The organism is Phenylobacterium sp. (assembly GCF_031984885.1).
GTDB lineage: Bacteria > Pseudomonadota > Alphaproteobacteria > Caulobacterales > Caulobacteraceae > Phenylobacterium.
Map to the genome: position 1 here is coordinate 282269 of NZ_DAMABV010000004.1, position 24404 is coordinate 306672.

Consider the following 24404-nt stretch of genomic DNA (forward strand, 5'->3'; position numbering starts at 1 on the left):
GGTGGCGGCGGCCGATGCTAGGATACGGGCATGAGTGACGGCTTCGCCCTGTTCGACACCGCCATCGGCCTCTGCGGCGTGGCCTGGAACGCGCGCGGCCTGACCGGGATCATGCTGCCGCTGACCGAGGGCGGCGATCCGCACGCGCGGATCGCCCGCCGCCATCCGGGCGCGGTCGAGGCCGAGCCGCCGCCGGCGGTCGCCGCGGCGATCGAGGGCATGCAGGCCCTGTTGCGCGGCGAGAAGCGCGACCTGCTGGAAGTGAGGCTGGACGACGGCGAGCTCGGACCCCTGGCGGCCCAGGTCTACGCCATCTCGCGCGCCATCCCGCCTGGCCAGACCCTGACCTATGGCGACATCGCCAGGCGCCTGGGCGACCTTGGCCTGTCGCGCGCCGTGGGCCAGGCGCTGGGCGCCAACCCCTGGCCCATCGTCGTGCCCTGCCACCGCATCCTCGCCGCCGGCGGCCGCAAGGGCGGCTTCTCGGCCCCCGGCGGGGCCGACACCAAGCTGCGGATGCTGGAGATCGAGGGCGCCCTGGCCCCCGAAACCCTGCCCCTGTTCGGAGCCCGCTAGGCCCTCAGCTTGGCCCTGCGCTGGCTGCGGCGCTCGTCGTGCTTCTTGAGGATGTCGGCCAGGTAGCGGCCGGTCCAGCTCTTGGAGCTGGCGGCGACCTGTTCGGGCGTGCCCTGGGCCACGATCTCGCCGCCGCCGTCGCCGCCTTCGGGCCCGAAGTCGACGATCCAGTCGGCGGTCTTCACGACGTCCAGGTTGTGCTCGATGACCACCATGGTGTTGCCCTGGTCGGCCAGCTCGTGCAGCACCTCCAGCAGCTTCTTCACGTCCTCGAAGTGCAGCCCCGTGGTCGGTTCGTCGAGGATGTAGAGCGTCTTGCCGGTGGCCCGGCGCGACAGCTCCTTGCTGAGCTTCACCCGCTGGGCCTCGCCGCCCGAGAGCGTGGTCGCCGACTGCCCGACCTGGACATAGCCCAGGCCGACGCGCTTGAGCGTCTCCATCTTGTCGCGCACCGACGGCACGGCCTTGAAGAAGTCGGCCGCCTCCTCGACGGTCATGTGCAGCACGTCGGAGATCGACTTGCCCTTGAACAGCACCTCGAGCGTCTCGCGGTTGTAGCGCTTGCCGTGGCAGACGTCGCAGGTGACGTAGACGTCGGGCAGGAAGTGCATCTCGATCTTGATCAGCCCGTCGCCCTGGCAGGCCTCGCAGCGCCCGCCCTTGACGTTGAAGCTGAACCGGCCCGGGCCATAGCCGCGGGCCTTGGATTCCGGCAGGCCCGCGAACCAGTCGCGGATCGGCTGGAAGGCGCCGGTATAGGTGGCCGGGTTCGAGCGCGGCGTGCGCCCGATCGGCGACTGGTCGATGTCGATGACCTTGTCGAAGTGCTCCAGCCCCTCGATCTTCTCGTGCGGGGCCGGGGCGTCCGAGGCGTTGTGCAGCCGCCGGGCCGCGGCCTTGTAGAGCGTTTCGATCGTGAAGGTCGACTTGCCGCCGCCGGACACGCCGGTGATGCAGGTGAAAGTCCCGGTCGGGATCTCGGCCGTCACGTTCTTCAGGTTGTTGCCGGTGGCCCCGACGACGCGGAGCACCTTCTTCTTGGAGATCGGCCGCCGGTCCTCGGGGATCTCGATCTCGCGCACGCCCGACAGGTACTGGCCGGTGATGCTGCTGGGGTTGTCCATCACCTGCTGGGGCGTGCCCTCGGCCACGACCTCGCCGCCGTGGACGCCGGCCGCCGGCCCCATGTCGATGACGTAGTCGGCGGTCATGATCGCCTCTTCGTCGTGCTCGACCACCAGCACCGAATTGCCGAGGTCGCGCAGGCCCTTGAGGCTTTCCAGCAGTCGGGTGTTGTCGCGCTGGTGCAGTCCGATCGACGGCTCGTCCAGCACGTAGAGCACGCCGGTCAGGCCCGAGCCGATCTGGCTGGCCAGCCGGATGCGCTGGCTCTCGCCGCCCGACAGCGTGCCCGAGGCGCGGCTCATGTTCAGGTAGTCGAGCCCGACATTGACCAGGAACCGCAGGCGGTCGTTGATCTCCTTCAGGATCCGCCGGGCGATCTCCATCTGCTTGTCGGTCAGATGGCTGTCGAGCGCGGTGAACCACTCGCCGGCGTGCTTGATCGACAGCCGGCTGACCTCGCCGATGTGCTTGCCGTCGATCTTCACGGCCAGGGCTTCGGGCTTCAGACGATAGCCTTCGCAGGCCTCGCAGGGCGTCTCGGACTGGTAGCGGCCCAGCTCCTCGCGCACCCACGAGGAGTCCGTCTCGCGCCAGCGGCGCTCCAGGTTCGGCAGCACGCCCTCGAAGGTCTTGTTGACCTCGTACTTCCGGGCGTTGTCGTCATAGACGAACTTGATCTTCTCGCTGCCCGATCCGTACAGCACCACGGTCTTGGCGCCCTCGGGCAGCTTCCACCAGGGCATGTCCATCGAGAAGCCGTAGTGGGCGGCCAGCGCCTGCAGGGTCTGGGTGTAGAGCGGCGAGGGGCCCTTGGCCCAGGGCGCGACCGCGCCCTTGTGCAGGGTCTTGTCCTTGTCGGGCACGACCATGTCGGCGTCGAAGGCCAGCTTGGCCCCCAGGCCGTCGCAGACCGGGCAGGCGCCGTAGGGATTGTTGAACGAGAACAGCCGCGGCTCGATCTCGCTGATCGTGAAGCCCGAGACCGGGCAGGCGAACTTCTCAGAGAAGATCAGGCGGCGGGGCTCGTCCTCGCCCTCGGCCTTGTCGGCCCACTCGGCCGTGGCGATGCCGTCGGCCAGCCGCAGCGCCGTCTCCAGGCTGTCGGCGTAGCGGGTCTCCAGCCCGGCCTTGGTGACCAGCCGGTCCACGACCACGTCGATGTCGTGCTTGAACTTCTTGTCGAGCGCCGGGGCGTCCTCGATCGGATAGAACTCGCCGTCGATCTTCAGCCGCTGGAAGCCGGCCTTCTGCCACTCGGCGATCTCCTTGCGGTACTCGCCCTTGCGGCCGCGCACCACGGGCGCCAGCAGGTAGATCCGCTCGCCGTCGGGCAGGGCGGTCAGCTTGTCGACCATCTGGCTGACGGTCTGGCTTTCGATCGGCAGGCCGGTGGCCGGCGAATAGGGCACGCCCACCCGCGCCCATAGCAGGCGCATGTAGTCGTGGATCTCGGTCACCGTGCCGACGGTGGAGCGCGGATTGCGGCTGGTGGTCTTCTGCTCGATCGAGATCGCCGGCGACAGGCCCTCGATCAGGTCCACGTCAGGCTTGCTCATCAATTCCAGGAACTGGCGCGCATAGGCCGAGAGGCTCTCGACATAGCGGCGCTGGCCCTCGGCGTAGATCGTGTCGAACGCCAGCGAACTCTTGCCCGACCCGGACAGGCCGGTCAGCACGACCAGTTCGCCGCGCGGGATGTCCACGCTGACGTCCTTCAGATTGTGCTCGCGGGCGCCGCGAACGCGGATGAAATTGAGCTGCTCGGCCATGTTTTTCCGGAAAACGCTTACCGCCGCCGATGCCCTCGGCGGCTCTCGTCCAATGTAGTTCCGAGACTCACCGATAACACGGGAACATTCGGGGAACAAACCCGCTGCGGCGATATCACCGGCAGGTTCTAGCGCCCGCCTCGCACAAACCTGTCAGCAGCGTTGTCAGCAGGACGCGAATTTCATCGGCTTGCGGTCCGCGTTTCTCCGGGAGCGCCGTAACGCCGCTACTTCCCCTTCAGCTCGTCCGCCTGCTTCAGCACCCGCAGGGCGTTGCCGCCCCAGAACTTGGCCAGGTCTTCCTGGCTGAAGCCGGCGGCGATCAGCCGCTCGGTGAGGGCGGGGAAGTAGGTGATGTCGTCGAAGCCCTCGATGCCGCCGCCGCCGTCGAAGTCGCCGGAGACGCCGATGTGGTCCTTACCCGCGACCTGCGCCGCGTGCAGGATGTGCTTCATCAGGTCGTCCATGTTGGCCCGCGCGACCGGGTACTTGTCCTCGATGGCGTTGCGCGCGGCGCGGTAGGCCTCGCGCTTGTCGGCCGGGACGTCGCGCGGCGAGCCCCAGGTCTTGAAGAGCTCGGCCAGCGCCGCCCGGCGCTCGGGGATGTCCGGCATGTCCTTCATATAGCCGGAGAAGGCGTTGATCTGGATGACGCCGCCCTTGGCCGCCAGCTTGCGCAGCAGCGCGTCGGGCGCGTTGCGCGGATGGTCGTAGATCGCCCTGGCGCCCGAGTGCGACAGGATGATCGGCGCCTTGGACAGGTCCAGCATCTGGTCCAGCACCTGGTCGGAGGCGTGGCTGGCGTCGAGCAGCACGCCCAGCCGGTTGGCCTCGGCCACGAACTGCCGGCCCAGGGGCGAGAGGCCGCCATGGACCGGCCCCTTCGGGTCGGTGGCGCTGTCGGCCAGGTCGTTGTTGGCGAAGTGGACGGGCGACATCATCCGCACGCCCATGTCGTAGAAGGTCTTCATCAGCGTCAGGTCGCCGGCCACCGGCGAGCCGTTCTCCATGCTGATATAGACGAAGCGCTTGCCCGACTGGCTGATCTGCGCGGCCTCGTCGGCCTTGGTGGCCAGGGCGAAGATGTCGTTGTTCCTGGCCACCATCTCGTGGATGACCATGGTCCGCAGCAGGGCGTGGTCGCGCGCGGCGTTGTTGCCCTCCTTGGTGTTGGCCCCCTGGGGCGTGAAGACCACGAAGAAGCCGCCGTCGACGCCGCCCTCGACCATGCGCGGATAGTCGACCTGGCTGCCGTCCTCGACCTTGTTGCGGGCGCGGATGTCGAAGCTGGGATTGGCCTCGTTGGCCGGGGTGTCGAAGTGGGTGTCCAGCACGATCAGGTTCTCGTGCAGGATCCTGGTCTCCGGCTTCACCTTGGGGGCTTGGGCCAGGACCGGCGAGGCGCTCGCGAGCAGGACCGCGAGCGGAAGACCAAACTTGAGCACGAACGCCACTCCCCGAAACTTGAACGGCGCGAACCTTCAGCGTTCCAGGGAGCCTGCGCAAGCCTCAGTTGCGCTCGATGCGCGCCGCATAGCAGCCGCGGCCCGCATTATGGGCATGCAGGCAGGCGACCTGCGGATCGGCGAGCAGTCTTTCGATCACCGGGACCAGTTCGGCGCCGGGCGCGATCTCGGCGGCGGTCATCATGCCCGCGGCGTCGAACGCCCGCAGCGAGATGTAGGGCCTGACCACCAGGCACTGGGGCAGTTCGTCCACCAGGGTCCGGGTCTCGCGCGCGGCCTCGCTGACATAGATGGCGTGCGAGGAGCGATAGGGGGTGTCGGCGCCCTGGTGCAGGTAGTTGAGCAGCAGCAGCGTCTGGCCCTGCGCGGCGTCTTCCAGGGTGACGCGGCAGGGAAAGCCGACCGGCGCGGTCGCGGTGTGGCGGATGACCCCGCGCGCGGCGAGCTCGGCGTCGGAAAGGCCGAACAGGGGGCGAAATTCCTCGACCGGCAGGCCGGAGATCTTGAAGGACATGACGGGCTCCAGAAGTCTTAGAGGGCGTCGTGGAAGATGACGCCCAGGGTGTGGCGCCGGCCGCTGCGCAACTGGCTGACGCCGTGGCGCAGGGTGACGCGATAGCTGCCGCGGGTTCCGCGCACCGGGCGGTGATGGACGGCGAAGATCAGGCCGTCGCCCTGGCGGAGGGGCGCGACCTCCACCCGCGACTGCATGCGCGGCCGCTGCTCGGTCAGCACGAACTCGCCGCCGGTGAAGTCGCGGCCCGGCTCCGACAGCAGCACCGCCACCTGCAGCGGAAACACATGCTCGCCATAGAGGTCCTGGTGCAGGCAGTTGTAGTCGCCGGGGCCGTACTGCAGCAGCAGCGGCGTGGGGCGTAGCTGCCCGGCCTCATGGCAGCGCTGCAGGAAGGCGGCGTGGTCGTCCGGATAGCGCACCGCGATCCCCATCTCCGCGTTCCAGCGGTTGGCGACGGGGACCAGGCGCGGATAGAGCCGGGCGCGCAGGCCGCCGACCAGGGCGGGCAGGGGGTAGGCGAAGTATCTATACTCGCCCCGCCCGAAGCCGTGACGGCTCATCGTCACCCGGCTGCGGAAGCCGTCCTCGCGGGCGTAGAGCCCGGCGATCGCCGCGCATTCCTCGGGCGTCAACAGGCCGGGCAGCAGCGCGCAGCCCTGGGCGTCGAGGTCGCGTTCGAGCTGTGGCCAGTCGAAGGACGCCAGGCGTCCTTCTCCGGCGGCCTGGATGGCGAGGGCGCTCATGCCGCAGCCTCGCGGTCCAGCAGGGCGCGCTTGCGCTCGACGCCCCAGCGATAGCCCGACAGCGCCCCGTCGTTGCGCACGACCCGGTGGCAGGGAATGGCCACGGCGAGCGCATTGGCGGCGCAGGCCTGGGCCACGGCCCGCACGGCGGCGGGCCTGCCGATCCTGGCGGCGATGCTGGCGTAGCTGGCGGTCTCCCCGGCCGGGATCTCGGCCAGCGCCTGCCAGACCCGCTGCTGGAAGGCCGTGCCCCGCACGTCGAGCGGCAGGTCGAGGCCGAGCCTGGGCTGCTCGACGAAGCCGACGACCTGGGCGACCAGCGCCTCGAACCCGGCGTCGCCGCCGATCAGCTCGGCCCGGTCGAACCGGTCCTGCAGGTCGCGGACCAGGACCTCCGGATCATCGCCCAGCAGGATCGCGCAGACGCCCTTGTCGGTGGCGGCCACCAGGATCGCGCCCAGCGAGCACTCGCCGATCGCGAACCTGATCTGGACCTGCTCGCCGCCGGCCCGGAAGCGGGTCGGGGTCATGCCCAGCACCTGGGACGACTTCTCGTAGAACCGGCCGCCGGAGTTGAAGCCGGCGTCATAGATCGCCTCGGTGATGGTGTCGCTCTCGCCCAGCGCCTGGCGCACCCGCTCGGCGCGGCGGGCGTCGGCATAGGCCTTGGGCGTCAGGCCGGTGACCGACTTGAAGATCCGGTGGAAGTGGAACGGGCTCATGCCAGCCTCGGCGGCCAGGGCCTCCAGGCCGGGGACCTCCTCGGCGCTCTCGATCAGCCGGCAGGCGGCGGCCACGGCTGCGGCGTTGCGCTCGGCCAGCGGCGCCTGGTCGGGCTTGCAGCGCTTGCAGGGGCGAAAGCCCGCCGCTTCGGCCTCGGCTGTGGTGGCGTGGAAGGCGACGTTCTCAGGTCGCGCCGGCCGCGCCGCGCAGGAGGGGCGGCAGTACACGCCGGTGGTGCGCACCGAATAGAAGAACGCGCCGTCGGCGGCGGCGTCCCGGGCGGCCAGCGCGGCCCAGCGGGCGCTCTCGGTGTCGAATGCGGTCTGCATCTCAAAGGCTCCATCGATCTGTTGAGCGATGGGATAGGCCCCCGTCGGGGCCGTGAAACTCCGGCTCTTGCTTTCAAATCCGCACAGCATCGGCCGATCGCAAGCGCCGCCGCAGCGACAGGTCCGAAATCCGCGATTTGCGAAGCCGCGCGCCGCCCCCTATATCGGGCGCTCACCGGCAAGGAGGCTCAAGCGCCATGGACATCGCGACGGACATCCCACTCGTCCCGAACGCCAATCTGTCCACGGTTTCGCATGTCCGCCTTCATCACGCTCGACGGCCTCTCGTACAAGACGCCTGACGGCCACCCGCTCTTCGACGACCTGACCCTCGCCTTCGGGGCCGAGCGCACCGGCCTGGTGGGGCGCAACGGCGTGGGCAAGACCACGCTGATCCGGCTGATGCTGGGCGAGATCGCGCCCAGCGCCGGCGCTGTCGCCGTGCGCGGCCGCGTCGGCGTGCTGCGCCAGGCCCTGGCCCCGCCGCCCGGCGCCAGCCTCGCCGACGTCCTTGGCCTGGCCGCCGCCCTGGACCGCCTGGACCGCATCGAGGCGGGCGAGGGGACCGAGGCCGACTTCTCCGACGCCGACTGGACCTTGCCCTCGCGGCTGGAGGCGGCGCTGGCCCAGGTCGGCCTGCCGGGGCTCGATCCCCGCCGCCCGGCGGCCGAGCTCAGCGGCGGCGAGGCGACCCGCGCGGCCCTGGCCGGGCTGCTGGCCGGCGAGCCGGACCTGCTGCTGCTGGACGAGCCGACCAACAATCTCGACGCTCAGGCGCGCGAGCTGATCGGAGAGGTCCTGGCCGGCTGGAAGGGCGGGGCGGTGGTGGTCAGCCACGACCGCGCCCTGCTGCGCCAGATGGACCGCATCGTCGAGCTGAGCAGCCTCGGGGCCAGGGTCTATGGCGGCGACTACGACCTCTATGCCGAGCGCAAGGCCCAGGAGGAGGAGGCCGCCGCCCGCGAGCTGGCCGGCGCCGAACGGACGCTCGCCCGGATCGAGCGCGAGACCCAGGTCGCGCGCGAGCGCAAGGCGCGCCGCGACGCCGCCGGCCGCAGGTTCGCCGCCAAGCGCAGCGAGCCGAAGATCCTGCTCGGCGGCATGGCCGAGCGGGCCGAGAACTCCGGCGCGCGCGAGGGCCAGGTCGCCGGCCGGCTGCGCGAACAGGCCAGCGCCGATCTTGTTCAGGCCCAGGGCCGGGTGGAGCGCCTGCGCCGCCTGGCCTTCGACCTGCCGCCCTCGGGCCTGGCGGCCGGCAAGACGGTGCTGGCCTTCGACGACGTCGGCTTCGCCTATCCCGGCGCGGCCCCGACGATCCGCGGCCTTTCCCTCAGGATCAGCGGGCCGGAGCGGGTCGCGCTCACCGGCCCCAACGGCGCGGGCAAGACCACCGTCATCCGCCTGGCCACCGGCCACCTCGCCCCGACCGCCGGCCGCGTGACCCACGGCGCCCAGGCCGCCCTGCTGGACCAGAAGACGGCGATGCTGCGTTCCGGCGAGACCCTGGTCGAGGCGTTCCAGCGCCTGAACCCCGGGGCCGGCCGCAACGAGGCCCACGCCGCCCTGGCCCGCTTCCTGTTCCGCAACGCCGCCGCCGAGAAGCAGGTCGCGGCCCTGAGCGGCGGTGAGCGGCTGCGCGCGGCGATGGCCTGCGCGCTGATGTCGGAGACCCCGCCTCAGCTCCTGGTGCTGGACGAACCGACTAACCACCTCGACCTCGACTCGATCGCCGCGGTCGAGGCGGCCCTGCGCGGCTATGACGGCGCGATCCTGGTGGTCAGCCACGACCGCGACTTCCTCGAGGCCATCGGTGTCGAGCGCGAGGTGCGTCTGGGAGGGGTTTAGAAGACGAAGGTCGGCGGACCCGGATAGCCGGCGCCGGACACCCAGAGCGAGGCGTCGGCCGTCTTGTCGCCGTCCACGTCGAAGCGAACCAGGAAGTACTCCCTGTCGGGAAGGTAGGTGATCGCGATTTCACCGGCGCGCCCAGTGAAGTCGCTGTTCATCACCAGCATCCGGAACGCCTGATCGCCGGCCTGCGTCACATCCGCGTCGATCGCCGAGACGTCGATAACCCCGCCCGGCCAGGCTGCGATGTCGTCGGCAGTGTCGCCGAGGCCGAGTTCGGCGAGGCTGCGATAGACGAAGCGATCCTCCCCGCCGAGGGCGACGAACACCTCGCGGTTCGTGCTGGCGTAGAAAGTGTCGTTCTTCGAGGTGCCCCAGATCTCTTCGACCGAAGAGACCGTCATTGTTAGAACGGGATTGACCTGCTGCGGACCAGTCTTGGCCAGGTCGAGCGTGATTCCGTATTCCGGTGGCGTCGGATAGGGGTGGAAGTTGGCGTTGTCGAAGTAGAGCCGATCGTAGCCTTCGCCGCCCAAAACCGTCGTGTGCCCGGCCAGGTTCGCCGCCACGAGGAACTGGTCATCGCCCTCGCCTCCATCCAGCAGGTCGTTGCCGCCGCGGCCCTCGATTATGTCATTGCCGCCGCGCCCGATCAGCGCGTTGTCGCCGGCGTCGCCGACCAGGAAGTCGTTGTAGTTCGTGGCGTAGACATCCTCGATGTTCACCAGGACGTTGCTGCCGCGTGGGGTATCCGTGTCGTAGTCGCCTGCAAAGCCAAGCGTCAGGTTGACCGCGACGCCGCCTTCAAGGCTGTCGTCGAAGCTGACGACATCGTGGCCGTCCCCGCCGTCGATGTAGTTGTTGCCTGCGCCGCCTTCGAGGTGGTCGTCTCCGGCGCCTCCGCTAAGCGAGTCGTCGCCGGCTCCACCGCTCAGATAGTTGACGCCGGCGTTGCCGATCAGGGTGTCGTTGAAGGCCGAGCCGTAGAGGTTCTCAATGCCCGTCAGCTTGTCGCTGCCGGCCCCGCCGGTGGCCTGCCAGCCGGTGAGCGCCAGGCTGACCCGGATCGCGGCGATGGCGTCCTCGTAGGACGCCCAGTCCATCCCCACGCCGCCGTCGATGACATCGTTCCCGAGGCCGCCCAGCAAGTAATCGTCGCCGGCCCCGCCAGACAGGGTGTCGTCGCCCTCATGCCCGGCGAGCACGTCGTCGCCACCGCCGCCCCAGAGGGAGTCATTGCCGCCGAAACCATAGAGGGTGTCGGTTCCAGCCCCGCCCTTGAGGGTGTCCTTGTTCGCGCCGCCCGTCAGAAACATCGCTGCATCCCGCAACTTGCCATTGGTGTTGCGGAAAGCCGTACTGGCGGTGGTTGTGGGTCGAAAATCGATTCAACCTGGGCGGTCTCTACTAGGGTTAAGCCTCGCCTGGAATGAGCGGTCGCCGAGCCGAAGGCTCAGCCGTTGTCCAGGGTCATGGCCGCCACCAGTCCGTCCGGCACCAGGTCGTGGACGACCGTCGCCACCCCCATTCGGACCGCCAGTTCGCCGCCGTCCTTGACCAGCAGAGTAGTGGCCAGTTGCGTCGGCTGGCCGCCCTGCAGCACCGCCTCCAGCGCCGTCGTCAGTTCGGCGCGGTCCCGCGGGCGGACGATGTCGGGCAGGCGGCAGGCGAGCAGTTCCTCGACCGAGAAGCCCAGGGTCCTGGCGAAGGCCGGATCGACCGAGGTCAGCACGCCGCGCACGTTCAGCCGCAGCACCATCACCTGCGGCAGCATCGACAGCGCCGCATCCAGGGCCTGGGCCTCGTGCAGCCGGACCTGCATCTCGCGCTCGGCCGTGCGGTTCTGGATCAGCACCGCCACGCCGCCCGGATAGGGGAAGGCGCGGAACGCGTAGCGCCGCACCCCCGGCGCGTCGCCCGGCGCCTCGAAATCGAGCGCCTCGCCCGTGCGCAGCGCCCGTTTGAGCTGCTCGCCCATCAGCGAGCGGGCGGTCGGCGGGAACAGGTCTTCCCAGAACCGGCCGACGATCTGCGAGGAGCTGTGCCCGACCAGCGCTTCGAACACATGGTTCACGGCGGTGATGTGCAGTTGCGCGTTCAGGGCCATGAAGGCCTCGGTCACATGGTCCAGGATGGCATGCTGGCTGGTTTCGAACGAAGGCTGCTGGTCTTCGCCCTGATGGAAGGAGATGTCTTCCTTCGAGGCCGAGTAGTAGTCGGCCGATACCAGGACGACACGTGGTCGTCCGTGATGTGTGACGATAACCGGGCCGCCCAGCGCTCGATCCTGCCACTGTCCGAAGTTCCGGCTGATCTCGCCGGCCGTGACGACCGAAGGTTCTCCGTGGCCGTTGTTCATCGCTCTTTCGAGCTTCGCGTGAACTACGCGGAAAGCGCAATTCCCGGAAGTCTCGCCCCCAAGCTCGACTACGCCTGATCTAACGCTTGCGTTGCTTCGCGGGCAAATGCAACCCCGAAATCATGCGACGCTTTGAACAATCTGTTTCGCCAAAAGTTCCGCAAATTGCGTACTTTGTGCGATTACTCTGCGCAAAGATGCGAGGTCGCATGATCGCCTGACGTCAGCGCCCAAGAATTGGGCAAGGGGTGGGGTCATGCGGATATCTGTCCGAAAGACGGACTTCCGGCGCGATGAGCGGGGCGTAGCGGCGATCGAGTTCGCCTTCGTCGGGCCAATACTCATCGTGCTCATGTTCGCGATCGTCTGTTACGGCGGATACTTCTGGATCGCCCATGCGGTTCAGCAACTGGCCAACGACAGCGCCCGTGCGGCGATCTCGGGCCTGGACGACGCCGAGCGCAGGTCGCTCGCGCAGTCCTCGCTCAGCACCGGCATGGTCGAGTACGCCTATCTGAAGCCGTCGGCCGCCGCGGTCACCGTGGTGCGGACCAACCAGCAGCTCTCGATCAAGGTCGTCTACGACGCCTCGGGCTCCGGCTTCTGGGGCATGTCCAAGCTGGTGCCGATGCCCTCGCCGACGATCGAGCGCAGCGCCGCGGTCCGCCTGGGAGGCTACTGATGCGCCTGCGTCCCCGTCCGCCGGTGGCGCGCCGCCTGGCGTCCGACACCCGCGGCAGCGTGTCGATGATGATGGCCGTCAGCTTCATCACCCTGCTCGGCGCCGCGGCCCTGGCGGTCGACGTCGGCTCGCTGTTCCTGCAGTCGCGCAAGCTGCAGGGCGTCGCCGACCTCGCAGCCATCTCGGCCGCCCGCGACATCGGCCGCGCCAGCCTGGCCGCCCAGGCGACCGCCGCCGACAACGGCTGGGGCCGGCCGCTGGACGTGCAGGTCGCGCTGGGCCGCTACCATCCCGATCCCTCGGTCGCGCCCGCCGCCAGGTTCCAGTCCGGCGGCGCCAATCCCAACGCCGCCAAGGTCACCGTCAGCGGCGAGGCCGACCTGTTCTTCGGGCGGCTGCTGCTGAACCGCGACACCATCACCCTGACGCGCCGCGCGACGGCCGCGCGCGCCGACATGGCCAGCTTCTCGATCGGCTCGCGGCTGGCTTCGTTGCAGGGCGGGGTCGCCAACCAACTGCTCAGCGGCCTGACGGGCAGTAGCGTCTCGCTCAGCCTGATGGACTACGACGCCCTGGCCGGCGCCAAGGTCGACCTGTTCCAGTATTCCGACCTGCTGCGGCTCAACGCCAACCTGGAGGGCGCCTCCTACGACAAGGTGCTGGCGACCGACATTTCCACCGGCAAGGCGCTGAAGATCCTCGGCGACCTTCTGCAGGGGAACGGCGAGATCCAGGCGGCCAGCGCGGCGCGCAAACTGGCCGTGGCGGCCGGCGACGGCGCGCCGGTCAAGCTCGCCGCCCTGCTGGACCTTGGCCCCTACGGAACGCAGGACCACGTGGCCGGCGGCAGCGGCGCGAAGGTGGAGCTGGCGGCTCAGGACCTAGCCAGCGCGCTGCTGGTCCTGGCCGGGGAGGGGCGGCAGGTGAAGCTCGACCTGGGCGCCAGCATTCCCGGCGTCACCGACATCGACATCTGGCTGGCGATCGGCGAGCGGCCGAACAACTCGCCCTGGATGACGGTCGACCGCGACGGCGACGTCGTGATCCGCACGGCCCAGACCCGGCTCTACGTGAAGGCCAAGGCGCTCAGCGTGCTCGGCCTGCTGGGCGCCCAGCCGATCACCCTGCCGATCCTGGTCGAGGCCGCCTCCGGCGAGGCCAGGCTGGCCGGGCTGGAGTGCCCCGAGAGCCTCTCGGCCCAGGCCGCGACCCTGTCGGTCCGCCCCAGCGTCGGGCGCATCGTCATCGGCGAGATCGACACGGCCAAGCTGAACAATTTCAAGCAGAACCTGACCGTTTCCCGCGCCACCGTCGCCGACCTGCTGCTGGTCAAGGCGACCGCCCGGGCCGACGTCCAGGTCGGCGGCCAGACCTGGAAGAGCGCGCGCTTCACGCGGGCCGACATCCAGGCCGGGACCATCAAGACGGTGGCGACCGACGACATCGCCAGGGCCACGGTCTCCAGCCTGCTGGGCAATCTGGACCTGGACGTCGACGTGCTCGGCATCGGCCTGGGGCTGGGCCCGATCACCTCGGCGCTGTCGGGCGCGCTCGGCGCGCTCGCCGCGCCGCTGGACGGGGTGCTGAACACCCTGACCGGCCTGCTCGGGGTCAAGCTGGGCGAGGCGGACGTTCGTATGAACGGCCTTCGGTGCCGGGATGCGGCGCTGGTGGCCTGAGGGGGGAGGAAACCAATGATCGGCCCGCTCTACGATGAGGTCGAAGGCCCTGGCGCGGCCCATGCGCCGCCCGATCCGTCGCCGCCCGACCTGGGGCTGCCGGCGGCAGGCCAGGCCCCGCCGACCCCGGCCAGCATCCGCAGCCGCCTGCACGTGATCTGCGCGCTCTACGCCCATACGCCACAGCCGGAACGCCGCCTGGCGCTGCTGGACCACCTGGAGCGCATGACCCTGGAGGCGGCCGAGTCGCTGGCCGCGCACCTGCTGGCCAGCGGTTGGCGGCCCCGGACGGACGGCGCGTCCGAGGCCGCCTGACGCCTAAGCCGCCGCTTTCCGGATGATCCGGAACACGGCGTTGGCCCGCGCGCAGGGTTCCCCGTCGGCGGTGACGAAGGCCTGGGCGAAGGACAGGGTCCCTCCGGGCTTCACGAACACGGTGTCGAACTCCAGCCATTGGCCGATCCGCGCCGCGCCCAGGAAGTCCAGGGTCAGGTTGACGGTCACCAGGCTGGCGCCGTCGCCCAGCCGCTGGGCGCAGGAGAGCCCCATGGCGTTGTCGGCCAGGGCGCTGATCAGCCCGCCGTGCACCATGCCGCGGCTGTTGGTGTGGGCCGCCTCGGCGACGAGGCCGAGCACGACCGCGCCCTCGGTCCGGCGGCTGTAGAGCGGCTCCCAGGGATCGGTGACCGGGCTTTGCCGGAAGTGCCGCTGGAAGCCGGGCGGGACGGTGACGGTCTCCTGCATCATCCCATGCCTCACGCCGCCGCGGCGAGCTTGGCCAGGCTGGCGATGGTCTTGGCCACCGCCTGGGCCGCCTCCGCGCCCTTGGTCAGGAAATGCTCGCGGAAGAACGTCTGGTGGACGTCGTGCTCATGGAAGTGGTGCGGCGTCAGCACCACCGAGAACACCGGCACCTCGGTGCTGAGCTGGACCTGCATCAGGCCCGAGATCACCGTCGAGGCGACGAAGTCGTGCCGATAGATGCCGCCGTCGACCACGAAGCCGGCGGCCACGATCGCGGCGTACTTGCCGGTCTTGGCCAGGGTCTGGGCGTGCAGGGGGATTTCGAAGGCGCCGGGCACCTCGAACCGGTCGATGGCGTTTTCGGAGAAGCCGAGGCCGCCGATCTCCTTGAGGAAGCCCTGATAGGCGTTGTCGACGATCTCGCTGTGCCAGCCGGACTGGACGAAGGCGATGCGGGCCAGGCGGAAGGCGCCGTTGGCGGTGGGGACTTCGAAGTGGGTGACAGTCATGGTCAGATCCCTGAGTGGGGGTGAAACCACGACTCAGGGAGACGCCAGGCCCCGGCCAGGGGATTCCCCGCGCAAAGCTTGCGCGAAGACTGGCCGTCGCCAGCGGTTCTCATAACCGGACTCTAACCGTCGGCCCCGGAATCACACCGGATCTGCTGTCCCTGCCGGCCTATCGGCCGCCAGGCGCCCGCGGGCTTGTGCGGCCCGAAGGCCGCCATCACCGCCGGTGGGGACTTTCACCCCGCCCTGAGAACGCGGTCGCCGGAACAGCCCGACGACAGCCCCAAGGTTAGGCCCATGACCCGGGGTCAAACAAGCGTTTAATTTCCGAGCGACCCAGCTTTCCTTCTCCCGCACGAGGGAAGGATCCGAGACCCTAGGCCCGCTTGTTCAGCGTGATCGAGGTGGCCGCGGCCGCCGGGGCCGCGGCGCCGCCGCGGCCGTAGCCGGACCCGGTGTTGCGCTTGGAGGCGACTTCCTCGGCGATCGCCTTGACCAGGCCCTCGGTGACCGTCTTGGCGGCGTCCAGGGCGCGGCCCTGGCGCGCCAGCACCGCGTCGAACGCCTCGGTGGCGCGGATCAGGCGGGTGCGCTGGGCCAGCGGCGCGCCGGCCACCAGGCCCGGATTGGCGCGCACGCGGGCCGACTCGTGGCGATAGACGTTGGCCAGCTTGGAGGTTTCCTCGATGTGCAGCGCCGCGTCCTGCGGCCGGCGCTCCTCGAACGCCAGCGCCTCATGAGCGATCAGCTCGGTCAGCCGCTCGGTCAGAACGATCAGTTGTTCGACGCGATCGGTCGCATCGGTGGCGGAGATCGCCATGCCAGACTCTCCTAACTCAGGCCTTGAAGCTTCAACATTTCCTGGGCGACGCGGTCGGACAGGCCCACGCCGCCGGCCTTGGTCACCTGCCGGGCCATGGCGTCGCTCATGAACGACTTGAACGCCGCCTCGCCGTGGCCGCCGTTGAACGGGGCCTCGGCGCCGACCTCCTTGAACATCTCGGTGAACATCACCGACAGGAACGAGGCCTCGAAGTCCTGGGCGGTCTTCTCGATCTGGCCGCGCTTGGCCAGTTGCTCGGCGGTGGGCTGCGGCGTCGCCGCGGTCGGTATGGAAAAGGTCGAGGCCAGGTTCATCACATCACCTCGATGTCGGCTTGCAGCGCGCCGGCCGCCTTGATGGTCTGCAGGATGGAGATCATGTCCCGCGGCGTGACGCCCAGGGCGTTCAGCCCGGCCACCAGGCTGGCCAGCGAGGCGCCGTCGCGCAGGGTGATGAACTTCTTGCCCTTCTCCTCGTCCACCTGGACGTCGGACTGCGGCACGACCGCGGTCTGGCCGCGGCTGAACGGGGCCGGCTGGCTGACCGCCGGGCTTTCGCGGACGGTGATGGTCAGGTTGCCCTGAGCGATGGCGACGGTGGAGACGCGGACGTTCTCGCCCATCACGATCACGCCGGCGACCTCGTCGATCACCACCTTGGCCGGGGTGTCGGTCTCGACGCTCAGGTTCTCGATCTGCGACATGAACGAGACCATGTCCTGGCCGCCGGGCGCGCGGACCGTGACGATGGTCGGGTTGTCGGCGCGGGCCGAGCCGGGGAAGCGGGTGTTGACCACATCGGCGATCTTGCGGGCGGTCGAGAAGTCGGGGTTGCGCAGGGTCATGCGCATTTCGCCCATATTGGCGAGCTGGAAGCCGATCTCGCGCTCGACGATGGCCCCGCCGGCGATGCGTCCGGCGGTCGGCACGCCCTTCGACACCGACGAGCCCGAAGCCCCGCCAGCCGAGATCGAGCCGGTCTGCACCGTGCCCTGGCTGACGGCGTAGGCCTGGCCGTCCGCGCCCATCAGCGGGGTGACCAGCAGGGTGCCGCCCTGCAGGCTCTTGGCGTCGCCCATGGCCGACACCGAGGCGTCGATCGGCGAACCGGACGCCACGAAGGCGGGCAGGCGGGCCGTGACCATCACCGCGGCCACGTTCTTGGTGTTGAGGTTGGCGTCGCGGGTGTTGACGCCCAGCCGCTCGAGCATGGCCTCCAGGCTCTGGCGGGTGAAGGGCGCGTTGCGCAGGCTGTCGCCGGTGCCGTTCAGGCCGACCACCAGGCCGTAGCCGACCAGCATGTTGTCCCGCACGCCCTCGAACTCGACGATGTCCTTGATGCGGGACTTCGCGAAGCTGGGGCCGGCGGCCAGGGCCGCGGCGAGGAGGGCGGCGCTGAAGAGGCGGAAGGTTCGACGCATGGGACCCCGACGGACTACGGTGAGCTCGCCGTGCGCCTTGCGATGCGCGTGCCAGTTTATTAAATGAGCAAAATCAATGGGTGGAGCCGGTCCGGCGCCGCGCTGGAGGCGCCTGGCGGCAGAAATTGCCCGGCATTAACCATACCCTAAGCTTGCCCGGCGAGATTTGGGGCGAAGCATGGTAGAGGGCCTGTATGAAGGTCAGCGGAACAAGCGGCGTCGGGTCGGCCAGCGGGCCGGGCAAGGCCAGGCCGGCAGGCGGAGAGGGCTTCCATGTCGCCCAGGCTCCGGCCGCCGCCGGCGCGGCCCAGGTGGCCCGCGCGGGCGGCGTCGGCGGAGTGATGAGCGTCGACGCCATCCTCGCCTTGCAGGATATCGGTGGACCGCTCGAGCGTCGCCGCCGCGCGGTGGGCCGCGCAGGGCGCATCCTCGACGTTCTCGAAGACGTGAAGATCGGGCTCCTTTCGGGAGAAGTGTCGGTTGACGATCTAGATCGCCTGACGAAGGCCGTTCGCGACGAGCGCCAAGGCACGGACGACGAACGCCTAGAAGGTGTATTGAACGAGATTGAAACCCGTGCTGCCGTGGAGCTCGCTAAGCTCGAACGCGCGAATCGTGCGGCGTAATGGCCCGCGGAGAGCGAGGTTCGTTGAAAGCGGATTTCGATTTGGTATAAGCAGCCCGCGTGTCGTCGGGTTGATGTACCGAGGGGGCTTGAGGCGTCTATGAGCACGGCCACGATGTTGGCGGAAAAGCCTGAATACCGTCCTTCCGAGGACGAGGAATTCATGAATGAGCGGCAGCTCGAGTACTTCAAACAAAAGCTGCTGAACTGGAAAGAGGACATCCTGCGGGAGTCCCGGGAAACGCTTGCTCATCTTCAGAGCGAGACGGAGAACCATCCCGACCTGGCGGACAGGGCGACGTCGGAGACCGACCGAGCTCTTGAGCTTCGCACCCGCGATCGCCAGCGCAAGTTGATCTCCAAGATCGACGAAGCGCTGCGTCGGATCGAGGACGGGTCGTACGGCTACTGCGAGGACACCGGCGAGCCGATCGGCGTCGCCCGCCTCGAAGCCCGTCCGATCGCGACGCTGAGCCTTGAGGCCCAGGAGCGGCACGAACGCCGCGAACGGGTCCATCGGGACGACTGAGGCTGAAAAGGGCGATCCTCCGGGGTCGCCCTTCTTCATATGGCCGTGAGACTGTCGCGTAGCTTTCACGCGGCTGAACTCGCGTCGTCATGCGCACGGGCTAGCTGCCCCCCAGTTGTTTCGGGGGATCCCATGCGCCTTTTGACCACCACGGCCTGGACCGTGCTCGCCCTTGCTGTCGCCCAGCCGGCCTTCGCCGATGACGTCGCCGACGTCACCCAGGTCGAGGACCTGATCGTCACCGGCACCCGCCGCGTGGACCGCACCGCGTTCGAATCGGCCGCCCCGGTGGACGTGATCTCGGAGTCGGTGCTGGAGAGCACGGTCTCGGACGAGCTGATGGAAAAGCTGGTCGCCGCGGTGCCGTCCTTCAACGTCCAGCGGTTGCCCGCCGCCGACGGCCAGGCCTTCGTGCGCCCGGCCACGCTGCGCGGCCTCTCGCCCGACCAGACCCTGGTGCTGATCAACGGCAAGCGCCGCCACCGCTCGGCCCTGCTGGGCGGCCGCGGGGCCCAGGGCGTCGACCTCGGCCAGATCCCCAGCTTCGCCCTCAAGCGCATCGAGGTGCTGCGCGACGGCGCCTCGGCCCAGTACGGCTCCGACGCCATCGCCGGGGTGATCAACCTGATCCTCAGCGACCAGCCGGGCGTCAACGCCTTCGCCCAGGCTTCGCAGTACTACGAAGGCGACGGCCGGGTGCTGGAGGGCGGCGTGCGCGCCGGCTGGGCGATCGGCGACGGCGGCCATCTGGTCGCCACCCTGACCTACACCGACAGCGAGGCGACCTCCCGCACCCGCCAGCGCCCGGACGCCATCGACTTCCAGGCCGCCAACCCGACGCTGAAGGTGCCCAATCCGGTCCAGCGCTGGGGCCAGCCGGACCGCGACGCCACCCGCCTGGTGGTCGACGCCGCCCTGCCGCTGAGCGAGGCGGTCGAGCTCTACGGCTTCGCCACCTACAGCGACTCCACCGGCGTCACCGACTTCAACTGGCGCAACCCCTCGAACGACACCTCCTATCGCAACAGCGCCGCCTTCCCGGGCTGGAACCTGAGCCAGATCTACCCGGTCGGATTCGCTCCGAAGTTCGGCCAGGACGAGACCGACTACGCCGTCAATGTCGGCCTTCGCGGCGAGCTCGGAAATGGATTGTCCTGGGATTTCAACGCCTCGCTCGGTGAAGACAAGATCGACTACTTCATCAGCGAGACGATCAACGCCTCGTTTGGCCCGCAGTCGCCGACCGCCTTCCGCGCCGGGGTCCTGACCCAGCGCGAGCAGAACCTGAACCTCGACTTCGCCAAGCCGCTGGAGCTGAGCTTCCTGGCCGAGGCCGCCAACCTGGCCTTCGGGGCCGAGCGTCGGGTGGAGACCTACAAGATCGGCGCGGGCGACCCGATGTCCTACGAGGTCGGCCCCGGCGCGCCGGCCGGCCTGCCGTCGGGCTCCAACGGCTTCCCGGGCTACAGCAGCGCCCAGGCCGGCTCGTGGGACCAGACCAGCTATGCGGCCTATGTCGACCTCGACCTCTCCTGGACCGACGCCTTCTCGACCGACGTCGCCATCCGCTACGAGGACTTCTCGGAGTTCGGCTCGACCACCGACGGCAAGATCGCCGCCCGCTACGAGATCTCGCCCAACTGGGCGATCCGCGCCGCCGCCTCGACCGGCTTCCGCGCCCCGACGCCGGGCCAGCTCAACAGCACCCGCACCTCCCAGGGCCTGGACACCACCACGCTCCAGCTCTTCACCGCCGGCCGCCTGTCGCCGAGCAATCCGGTGGCCCAGTTCTTCGGCGCCAAGCCGCTGGAGCCGGAGACCTCCAAGAACGTCTCGGTCGGCCTGGTCTATCGCAACGCCGACCACGGCCTGACCGCCTCGCTGGACTATTACCGCGTCGAGGTCGAAGACCGCTTCGCCAGTTCGCCCAGCTTCTCCGTCACCCCGGCGATCCGCGCCCAGCTCATCGCCCTGGGCGTGCCCGGCGCCGACTCCCTGACCTCGGTCAGCTACTTCACCAACTCGTTCAACACCCGCACCCAGGGCCTCGACGCCGTCGGCTCCTGGAAGACCGCGGTGGGCGAGGGGAACCTGACCCTCACCGCCGCCTACAACTGGAACGACACCAAGGTCACCCGCTCGAAGCTGACCGAGGTCTCCAACCTCGCCCGCATCAACATCGAGGACGGCCTGCCCGAGCACACCGGCAACGTCACCGCGCTCTACGCCTGGGGCCGGTTCGAGGGCATGGCCCGGGTCCGCTACTTCGGCGACTGGACCGACGCCCAGTTCCAGTCCTCGGCCGACCTCGTCCAGACCTTCGGGGCCAGGGCCTTCCTCGACCTGTCGCTCAGCGCCCAGGTCACCGACCAGGTCAAGATCACCGTCGGGGCCGAGAACCTCTTCGACACCTATCCCGACGAGGCGACCTTCCAGGCCTCGCGCGGGCTGATCTATTCGCGCAATGCGGTCTATGACACCGACGGCGGGCTCTACTACGTCCGCGTCGGCGCGAAGTTCTGAGGATCCGATGGGCGAGATCACGCGACGCGGCCTGGCCGGCCTGGCCCTGGCGGCGATCCCGGGGGCGGCGGGGGCGGCCGACGCCCTCGCGGCGCTGAACATCACCGAGAACCCCTTCGGCCCCAGCGCCGCCGCCCGCGCGGCGCTGGCCCAGGCGGTGACCCACGTCGAGCACTATCCCCACGCCGAGGAAGAGGCGCTGATGGCGGTGATCGCCAAGGCCAACGGCGTCACCCCGGCCCACGTGGCGATCTCCACCGGCGCCCTGGAGCCGCTGGCCATGATGGCGTCCTTCTGGACCAGGGACGGCGTCCAGCTCGCCCCGGCCCTGACCTACGACACCCACGTCAAGTACGCCGCGCGGGTGGGCCAGCAGGCCCGCCGCGTGGCGATGGCGCCCGACCAGCAGATCGACTTCGCCGCCATGACGCGCTCGCTGGGGCCGGACGTGCGGCTGTCCTACGTCTGCAATCCCAACAACCCGACCGGCCTGCTCGCCGACCGCGCCGCCCTGCGCGGCTTCTGCATCGAGGCGGCCAGGCTGGCCCCGGTGATCGTCGACGAGGCGTTCATCGACATGAGCCCCGATCCCGCCGCAGAGAGCGCCGTCGACCTGGTGCGCAAGGGCCACGACGTGATCATCGTCGGCACCTTCTCCAAGTGCTACGCGCTGGCCGCCGTGCGCATCGGCTACTGCATCGCCCAGCCCGAACGCGCGCGCGCGATCCGCATGCTGCTGGCCCCCTCGCGCAACGGGCCGGGGCTGGCGGCGGCCGCGGTCAGCTATCGCGACATGGCCTATCTGGCCGCCTCCAACCGGGCGATGGAGCAGGGCCGCCAGGTCCTCTACCGCGCCTGCGAGGCGGCGAAGGTTCCCTATCTGCGCTCGCACGGCAGCTATGTCTGGGCCGACTTCGGTTCGCTGGAGGCCATCAAGCGGCTGGAGGGCGAGGGCGTCATGCTGCGCCAGTTCACCGGCGGCGCGCCCGGCTGGGCGCGCGCCGCCGTCGCCGACCCCGCCGCCATGGCCCGTTTCGCGCAGGTCCTGCCCAAGGCGCTCGGCTAGCGCGCGCACCATTGCGCCATCACGGCGTCAACGGATCCCGGAAGGCCGGGGAGCAATTTGACCGTGTGCTCTGGCCCAGCTCGACGACGGACGTTACATGACGAGGCATGTCCACGCGCCTCGTCATCGCCGCCATCCAAGCCAACCCGACCGTGGGCGCCATCGCCCACAACGAGGCCCTGGCCCGTGAACGCCTGGCCCAGGCCAAGGCGGCGGGGGCCGACATCGCGGTGTTCTCCGAGCTGTTCATCAACGGCTACCCGCCCGAGGACCTGGCCCTGAAGCCGGCCTTCTGGGCCGCCGGCAAGGCCGCGGTCGAGCGTCTGGCCCTGGAGACGAGGGACGGCCCGGCCGCCCTGATCGGCGTCATCTGGCCCAACGCCAGGCCCGGCGAGCGCCCCCACAACGGCCTGGCCTTCCTGGCCGAGGGCGAGGTCAAGGGCGTGACCTTCAAGGGCGACCTGCCCAACTACGGCGTCTTCGACGAAAAGCGGGTGTTCGAGGCCGGCAGGACCCCCGGCGTGTTCGACTGGAAGGGCGTGCGGCTGGGCGCGCCGATCTGCGAGGACATCTGGTCGGACGCCGTCTGCGCCAGCCTCAAGGCCCAGGGCGCGGAGATCCTGCTGACGCCCAACGGCTCGCCCTTCCGGCGCACGGCCGACCATGAGCGCATGGGCGTGGCCAAGGCCCGCGTCGCCGAGACCGGCCTGCCGATGCTCTACGTCAACGAGGTCGGCGGCCAGGACGAGCTGGTCTTCGACGGCGGCTCCTTCGCCCTGTCGGGCGAGGGCGAGGTGGTCATGCGCCTGCCGATGTTCGAGGAGGCCTTCGCCCTCACCACCTGGGAGAAGGGCCCCGGCGGCTGGGCCTGCGTCGAGGCGCCGATGGCCGAGTGGGTCTCAGGGCCTGAGGAAGTCTACCGCGCCATGGTCCTGGGCCTGCGCGACTACGTGAACAAATCGGGCTTTCCGGGTGTTTTGCTTGGACTTTCCGGCGGCGTGGACTCGGCGATCAGCGCCGTGGTCGCCGCCGACGCCCTGGGGCCGGACCGGGTCCGCTGCTTCATGCTGCCCTCGCGCTACACCAGCCAGGACAGCCTCGATGACGCCGCCGACTGCGCCCGGCGCCTGGGCGTGCGGCTGGACGAGATCTCCATCGTCCCGGCCATCGACGCCTTCGCCCAGATGCTGACCCCGCATTTCGAGGGCAAGGCTCCCGACCTGACGGAAGAGAACATCCAGGCCCGCGCCCGCGGCGTGTCGCTGATGGCGCTCTCCAACAAGCTCGGCCTGATGCTGATGACCACCGGCAACAAGTCGGAGATGGCGGTCGGCTACGCCACGCTCTACGGCGACATGTGCGGCGGCTACAATGTGCTCAAGGACATCTACAAGACCGAGGTCTACGCCGTTTGCGACTGGCGCAACGCCAACGACCCTTATGGCGTCGCCGCCGACCCGATCCCCGAGCGCATCCTGACCAAGGCCCCCTCGGCCGAGCTGCGGCCCGACCAGAAGGACCAGGACAGCCTGCCCGAATACGCCGAGCTCGACGCCATCCTGCACGGCCTGGTGGAGGAGGAGGCGACCCTCGACGAGATCGTCGCCCGCGGCCACGCCCCCGCCACCGTCGAGCGCATCCAGCGGCTGCTCTACAATTCGGAATACAAGCGCCGCCAGGCCGCGCCGGGCGTGAAGGTCGGGGCCAGGGCCTTCGGCCGCGACCGCCGCTATCCGATCGTCAACGGCTTCCGCGACGCGGTCAGCGGCAAGTGAGCCGCGCCCCCGTCATCGAGACCGCGCGCCTGGTCCTGCGCCCGCACGCCAAGGCCGACCTCGACGACTGCGCCGCGCTCTGGAGCGATCCCGACGTGTTCCGCTTCATCGGCGGGCGGGCCTTCACGCGCGAGGAATCCTGGGCGCGCCTGCTGCGCTATGTCGGCCACTGGCGCGAGATGGGCTTCGGCTTCTGGGCGATCTGCGAGAGGTCCAGCGGCCGCTTCGTCGGCGAGCTGGGCCTGGCCGACTTCATGCGCAGCTTCGAGCCGGGCTTCGGCGACACCCCGGAGATGGGCTGGGTGCTCAGCCCCGCCGTCCACGGCCAGGGCTACGCCAGCGAGGCGATCGCCGCGGCCCTGGCCTGGGCCGACGCCAACCTGCCGGGCCGGCGCACGGTCTGCATGATCAACCCGCAGAACGCGCCCTCCCTGCGCGCCGCCGACAAGGCCGGCTTCCGCGAATACGCCCGCGCCGACTACCACGGCCAAGTCGTGCTGCTGGAACGGTTCCGGGCCTAGGAGGCGCCCCGCCCCATCCCGCCGCCAAGGCGCGAATGGGTCCCGGTCTTGCC

23 protein-coding genes and 1 riboswitch are annotated in these 24404 nt (G+C 69.6%); of the genes, 11 read left to right on the top strand and 12 right to left on the bottom strand.

The annotated features are described in order from the left end of the window. Positions 1-30 precede the first annotated feature (30 nt). Entirely contained in the window at positions 31-576 is a 546-nt protein-coding gene (locus RTL41_RS08875; protein ID WP_312163411.1) for a methylated-DNA--[protein]-cysteine S-methyltransferase, read from the top strand. Here RTL41_RS08875 and uvrA read toward each other — a convergent pair. The 5 genes from uvrA to ada all read right to left on the bottom strand — a co-directional run bounded on the left by uvrA (position 573) and on the right by ada (position 7248). After that, a complete protein-coding gene (gene uvrA / locus RTL41_RS08880; RefSeq protein ID WP_312163414.1) occupies positions 573-3470 on the bottom strand; it encodes an excinuclease ABC subunit UvrA in 2898 nt (965 codons plus the stop codon). The genes RTL41_RS08875 and uvrA overlap by 4 nt on opposite strands. Before the next feature lie 227 nt (positions 3471-3697). After that, entirely contained in the window at positions 3698-4915 is a 1218-nt protein-coding gene (locus tag RTL41_RS08885) for a dipeptidase (protein WP_312163416.1), read from the bottom strand. Between the two features lie 64 nt (positions 4916-4979). Continuing rightward, entirely contained in the window at positions 4980-5450 is a 471-nt protein-coding gene (locus RTL41_RS08890) for a DUF1203 domain-containing protein (protein ID WP_312163418.1), read from the bottom strand. A gap of 17 nt (positions 5451-5467) precedes the next feature. Continuing rightward, entirely contained in the window at positions 5468-6196 is a 729-nt protein-coding gene (locus RTL41_RS08895; protein WP_312163420.1) for a 2OG-Fe(II) oxygenase, read from the bottom strand. Beyond that, positions 6193-7248 (bottom strand): bifunctional DNA-binding transcriptional regulator/O6-methylguanine-DNA methyltransferase Ada, encoded by a 1056-nt coding sequence (ada, locus tag RTL41_RS08900; protein ID WP_312163422.1) that lies wholly within the window; start codon positions 7246-7248, stop codon positions 6193-6195. Before ada ends, RTL41_RS08895 begins: the two co-directional genes overlap by 4 nt. A gap of 255 nt (positions 7249-7503) precedes the next feature. Between ada and RTL41_RS08905 the strand changes: the two genes are divergently transcribed. Continuing rightward, positions 7504-9093, top strand: a complete 1590-nt coding sequence (locus tag RTL41_RS08905) for an ABC-F family ATP-binding cassette domain-containing protein (RefSeq protein ID WP_312163424.1) — start codon at positions 7504-7506, stop codon at positions 9091-9093. On the opposite strand, the gene RTL41_RS08910 is transcribed toward RTL41_RS08905, so the two are convergent. Beyond that, the gene (locus RTL41_RS08910; RefSeq protein WP_312163425.1) at positions 9090-10412 is read right to left on the bottom strand and encodes a calcium-binding protein; all 1323 of its coding nucleotides are present in this window, start codon (positions 10410-10412) and stop codon (positions 9090-9092) included. The two genes, RTL41_RS08905 and RTL41_RS08910, sit on opposite strands and share 4 nt — an antisense overlap. A gap of 137 nt (positions 10413-10549) precedes the next feature. After that, positions 10550-11455, bottom strand: a complete 906-nt coding sequence (locus RTL41_RS08915; RefSeq protein ID WP_312163427.1) for a PAS domain-containing protein — start codon at positions 11453-11455, stop codon at positions 10550-10552. 256 nt (positions 11456-11711) lie between these two features. Between RTL41_RS08915 and RTL41_RS08920 the strand changes: the two genes are divergently transcribed. Genes RTL41_RS08920 through RTL41_RS08930 form a run of 3 tightly spaced genes read left to right on the top strand, consistent with a single transcriptional unit; the run spans position 11712 to position 14131 of the window. After that, positions 11712-12137, top strand: coding sequence for a TadE/TadG family type IV pilus assembly protein (locus RTL41_RS08920; RefSeq protein ID WP_312163429.1), 426 nt, complete (start codon positions 11712-11714; stop codon positions 12135-12137). After that, entirely contained in the window at positions 12137-13816 is a 1680-nt protein-coding gene (locus RTL41_RS08925; RefSeq protein ID WP_312163432.1) for a TadG family pilus assembly protein, read from the top strand. The genes RTL41_RS08920 and RTL41_RS08925 overlap by 1 nt, the downstream gene beginning before the upstream one ends. Positions 13817-13831: 15 nt before the next feature. Continuing rightward, the gene (locus tag RTL41_RS08930) at positions 13832-14131 is read left to right on the top strand and encodes a hypothetical protein (protein ID WP_312163434.1); all 300 of its coding nucleotides are present in this window, start codon (positions 13832-13834) and stop codon (positions 14129-14131) included. A gap of 3 nt (positions 14132-14134) precedes the next feature. On the opposite strand, the gene RTL41_RS08935 is transcribed toward RTL41_RS08930, so the two are convergent. From RTL41_RS08935 to RTL41_RS08955, 5 genes are all read right to left on the bottom strand, one after another. Further along, complete coding sequence (locus RTL41_RS08935) at positions 14135-14563, bottom strand: PaaI family thioesterase (RefSeq protein ID WP_312163436.1); 429 nt, start codon at positions 14561-14563, stop codon at positions 14135-14137. 8 nt (positions 14564-14571) lie between these two features. Further along, complete coding sequence (locus RTL41_RS08940) at positions 14572-15069, bottom strand: 6,7-dimethyl-8-ribityllumazine synthase (RefSeq protein WP_312163438.1); 498 nt, start codon at positions 15067-15069, stop codon at positions 14572-14574. 101 nt (positions 15070-15170) lie between these two features. Then, positions 15171-15327, bottom strand: a riboswitch (FMN riboswitch). 118 nt (positions 15328-15445) lie between these two features. Next, the gene (locus tag RTL41_RS08945) at positions 15446-15889 is read right to left on the bottom strand and encodes a flagellar basal body protein (RefSeq protein ID WP_312163440.1); all 444 of its coding nucleotides are present in this window, start codon (positions 15887-15889) and stop codon (positions 15446-15448) included. 11 nt (positions 15890-15900) lie between these two features. Then, positions 15901-16206 carry a rod-binding protein gene (locus tag RTL41_RS08950; protein WP_312163442.1) on the bottom strand — a complete coding sequence of 102 codons (306 nt, stop codon included), beginning with the start codon at positions 16204-16206 and terminating at the stop codon, positions 15901-15903. Then, complete coding sequence (locus RTL41_RS08955; protein ID WP_312163443.1) at positions 16206-17312, bottom strand: flagellar basal body P-ring protein FlgI; 1107 nt, start codon at positions 17310-17312, stop codon at positions 16206-16208. The genes RTL41_RS08950 and RTL41_RS08955 overlap by 1 nt, the downstream gene beginning before the upstream one ends. A 194-nt stretch (positions 17313-17506) precedes the next feature. Between RTL41_RS08955 and RTL41_RS08960 the strand changes: the two genes are divergently transcribed. The 6 genes from RTL41_RS08960 (at position 17507) to RTL41_RS08985 (ending at position 24351) form a co-directional block, all read left to right on the top strand. Continuing rightward, positions 17507-17938, top strand: coding sequence for a flagellar assembly protein FliX (locus RTL41_RS08960; protein ID WP_312163444.1), 432 nt, complete (start codon positions 17507-17509; stop codon positions 17936-17938). Positions 17939-18037: 99 nt separating this feature from the next. Then, positions 18038-18466 carry an RNA polymerase-binding protein DksA gene (dksA, locus tag RTL41_RS08965; protein ID WP_312163445.1) on the top strand — a complete coding sequence of 143 codons (429 nt, stop codon included), beginning with the start codon at positions 18038-18040 and terminating at the stop codon, positions 18464-18466. 132 nt (positions 18467-18598) lie between these two features. Further along, on the top strand, positions 18599-20989 hold the full coding sequence (locus RTL41_RS08970; RefSeq protein ID WP_312163446.1) for a TonB-dependent receptor: 2391 nt from the start codon (positions 18599-18601) through the stop codon (positions 20987-20989). Between the two features lie 7 nt (positions 20990-20996). Further along, positions 20997-22055: an aminotransferase class I/II-fold pyridoxal phosphate-dependent enzyme gene (locus RTL41_RS08975; RefSeq protein ID WP_312163448.1), complete on the top strand. Its 1059-nt coding sequence runs from the start codon at positions 20997-20999 to the stop codon at positions 22053-22055. A 107-nt stretch (positions 22056-22162) separates the two neighbouring features. After that, the gene (locus RTL41_RS08980) at positions 22163-23830 is read left to right on the top strand and encodes an NAD+ synthase (RefSeq protein ID WP_312163450.1); all 1668 of its coding nucleotides are present in this window, start codon (positions 22163-22165) and stop codon (positions 23828-23830) included. Continuing rightward, positions 23827-24351: a GNAT family N-acetyltransferase gene (locus tag RTL41_RS08985; protein WP_312163452.1), complete on the top strand. Its 525-nt coding sequence runs from the start codon at positions 23827-23829 to the stop codon at positions 24349-24351. The genes RTL41_RS08980 and RTL41_RS08985 overlap by 4 nt, the downstream gene beginning before the upstream one ends. The last annotated feature ends 53 nt before the right edge of the window (positions 24352-24404 follow it).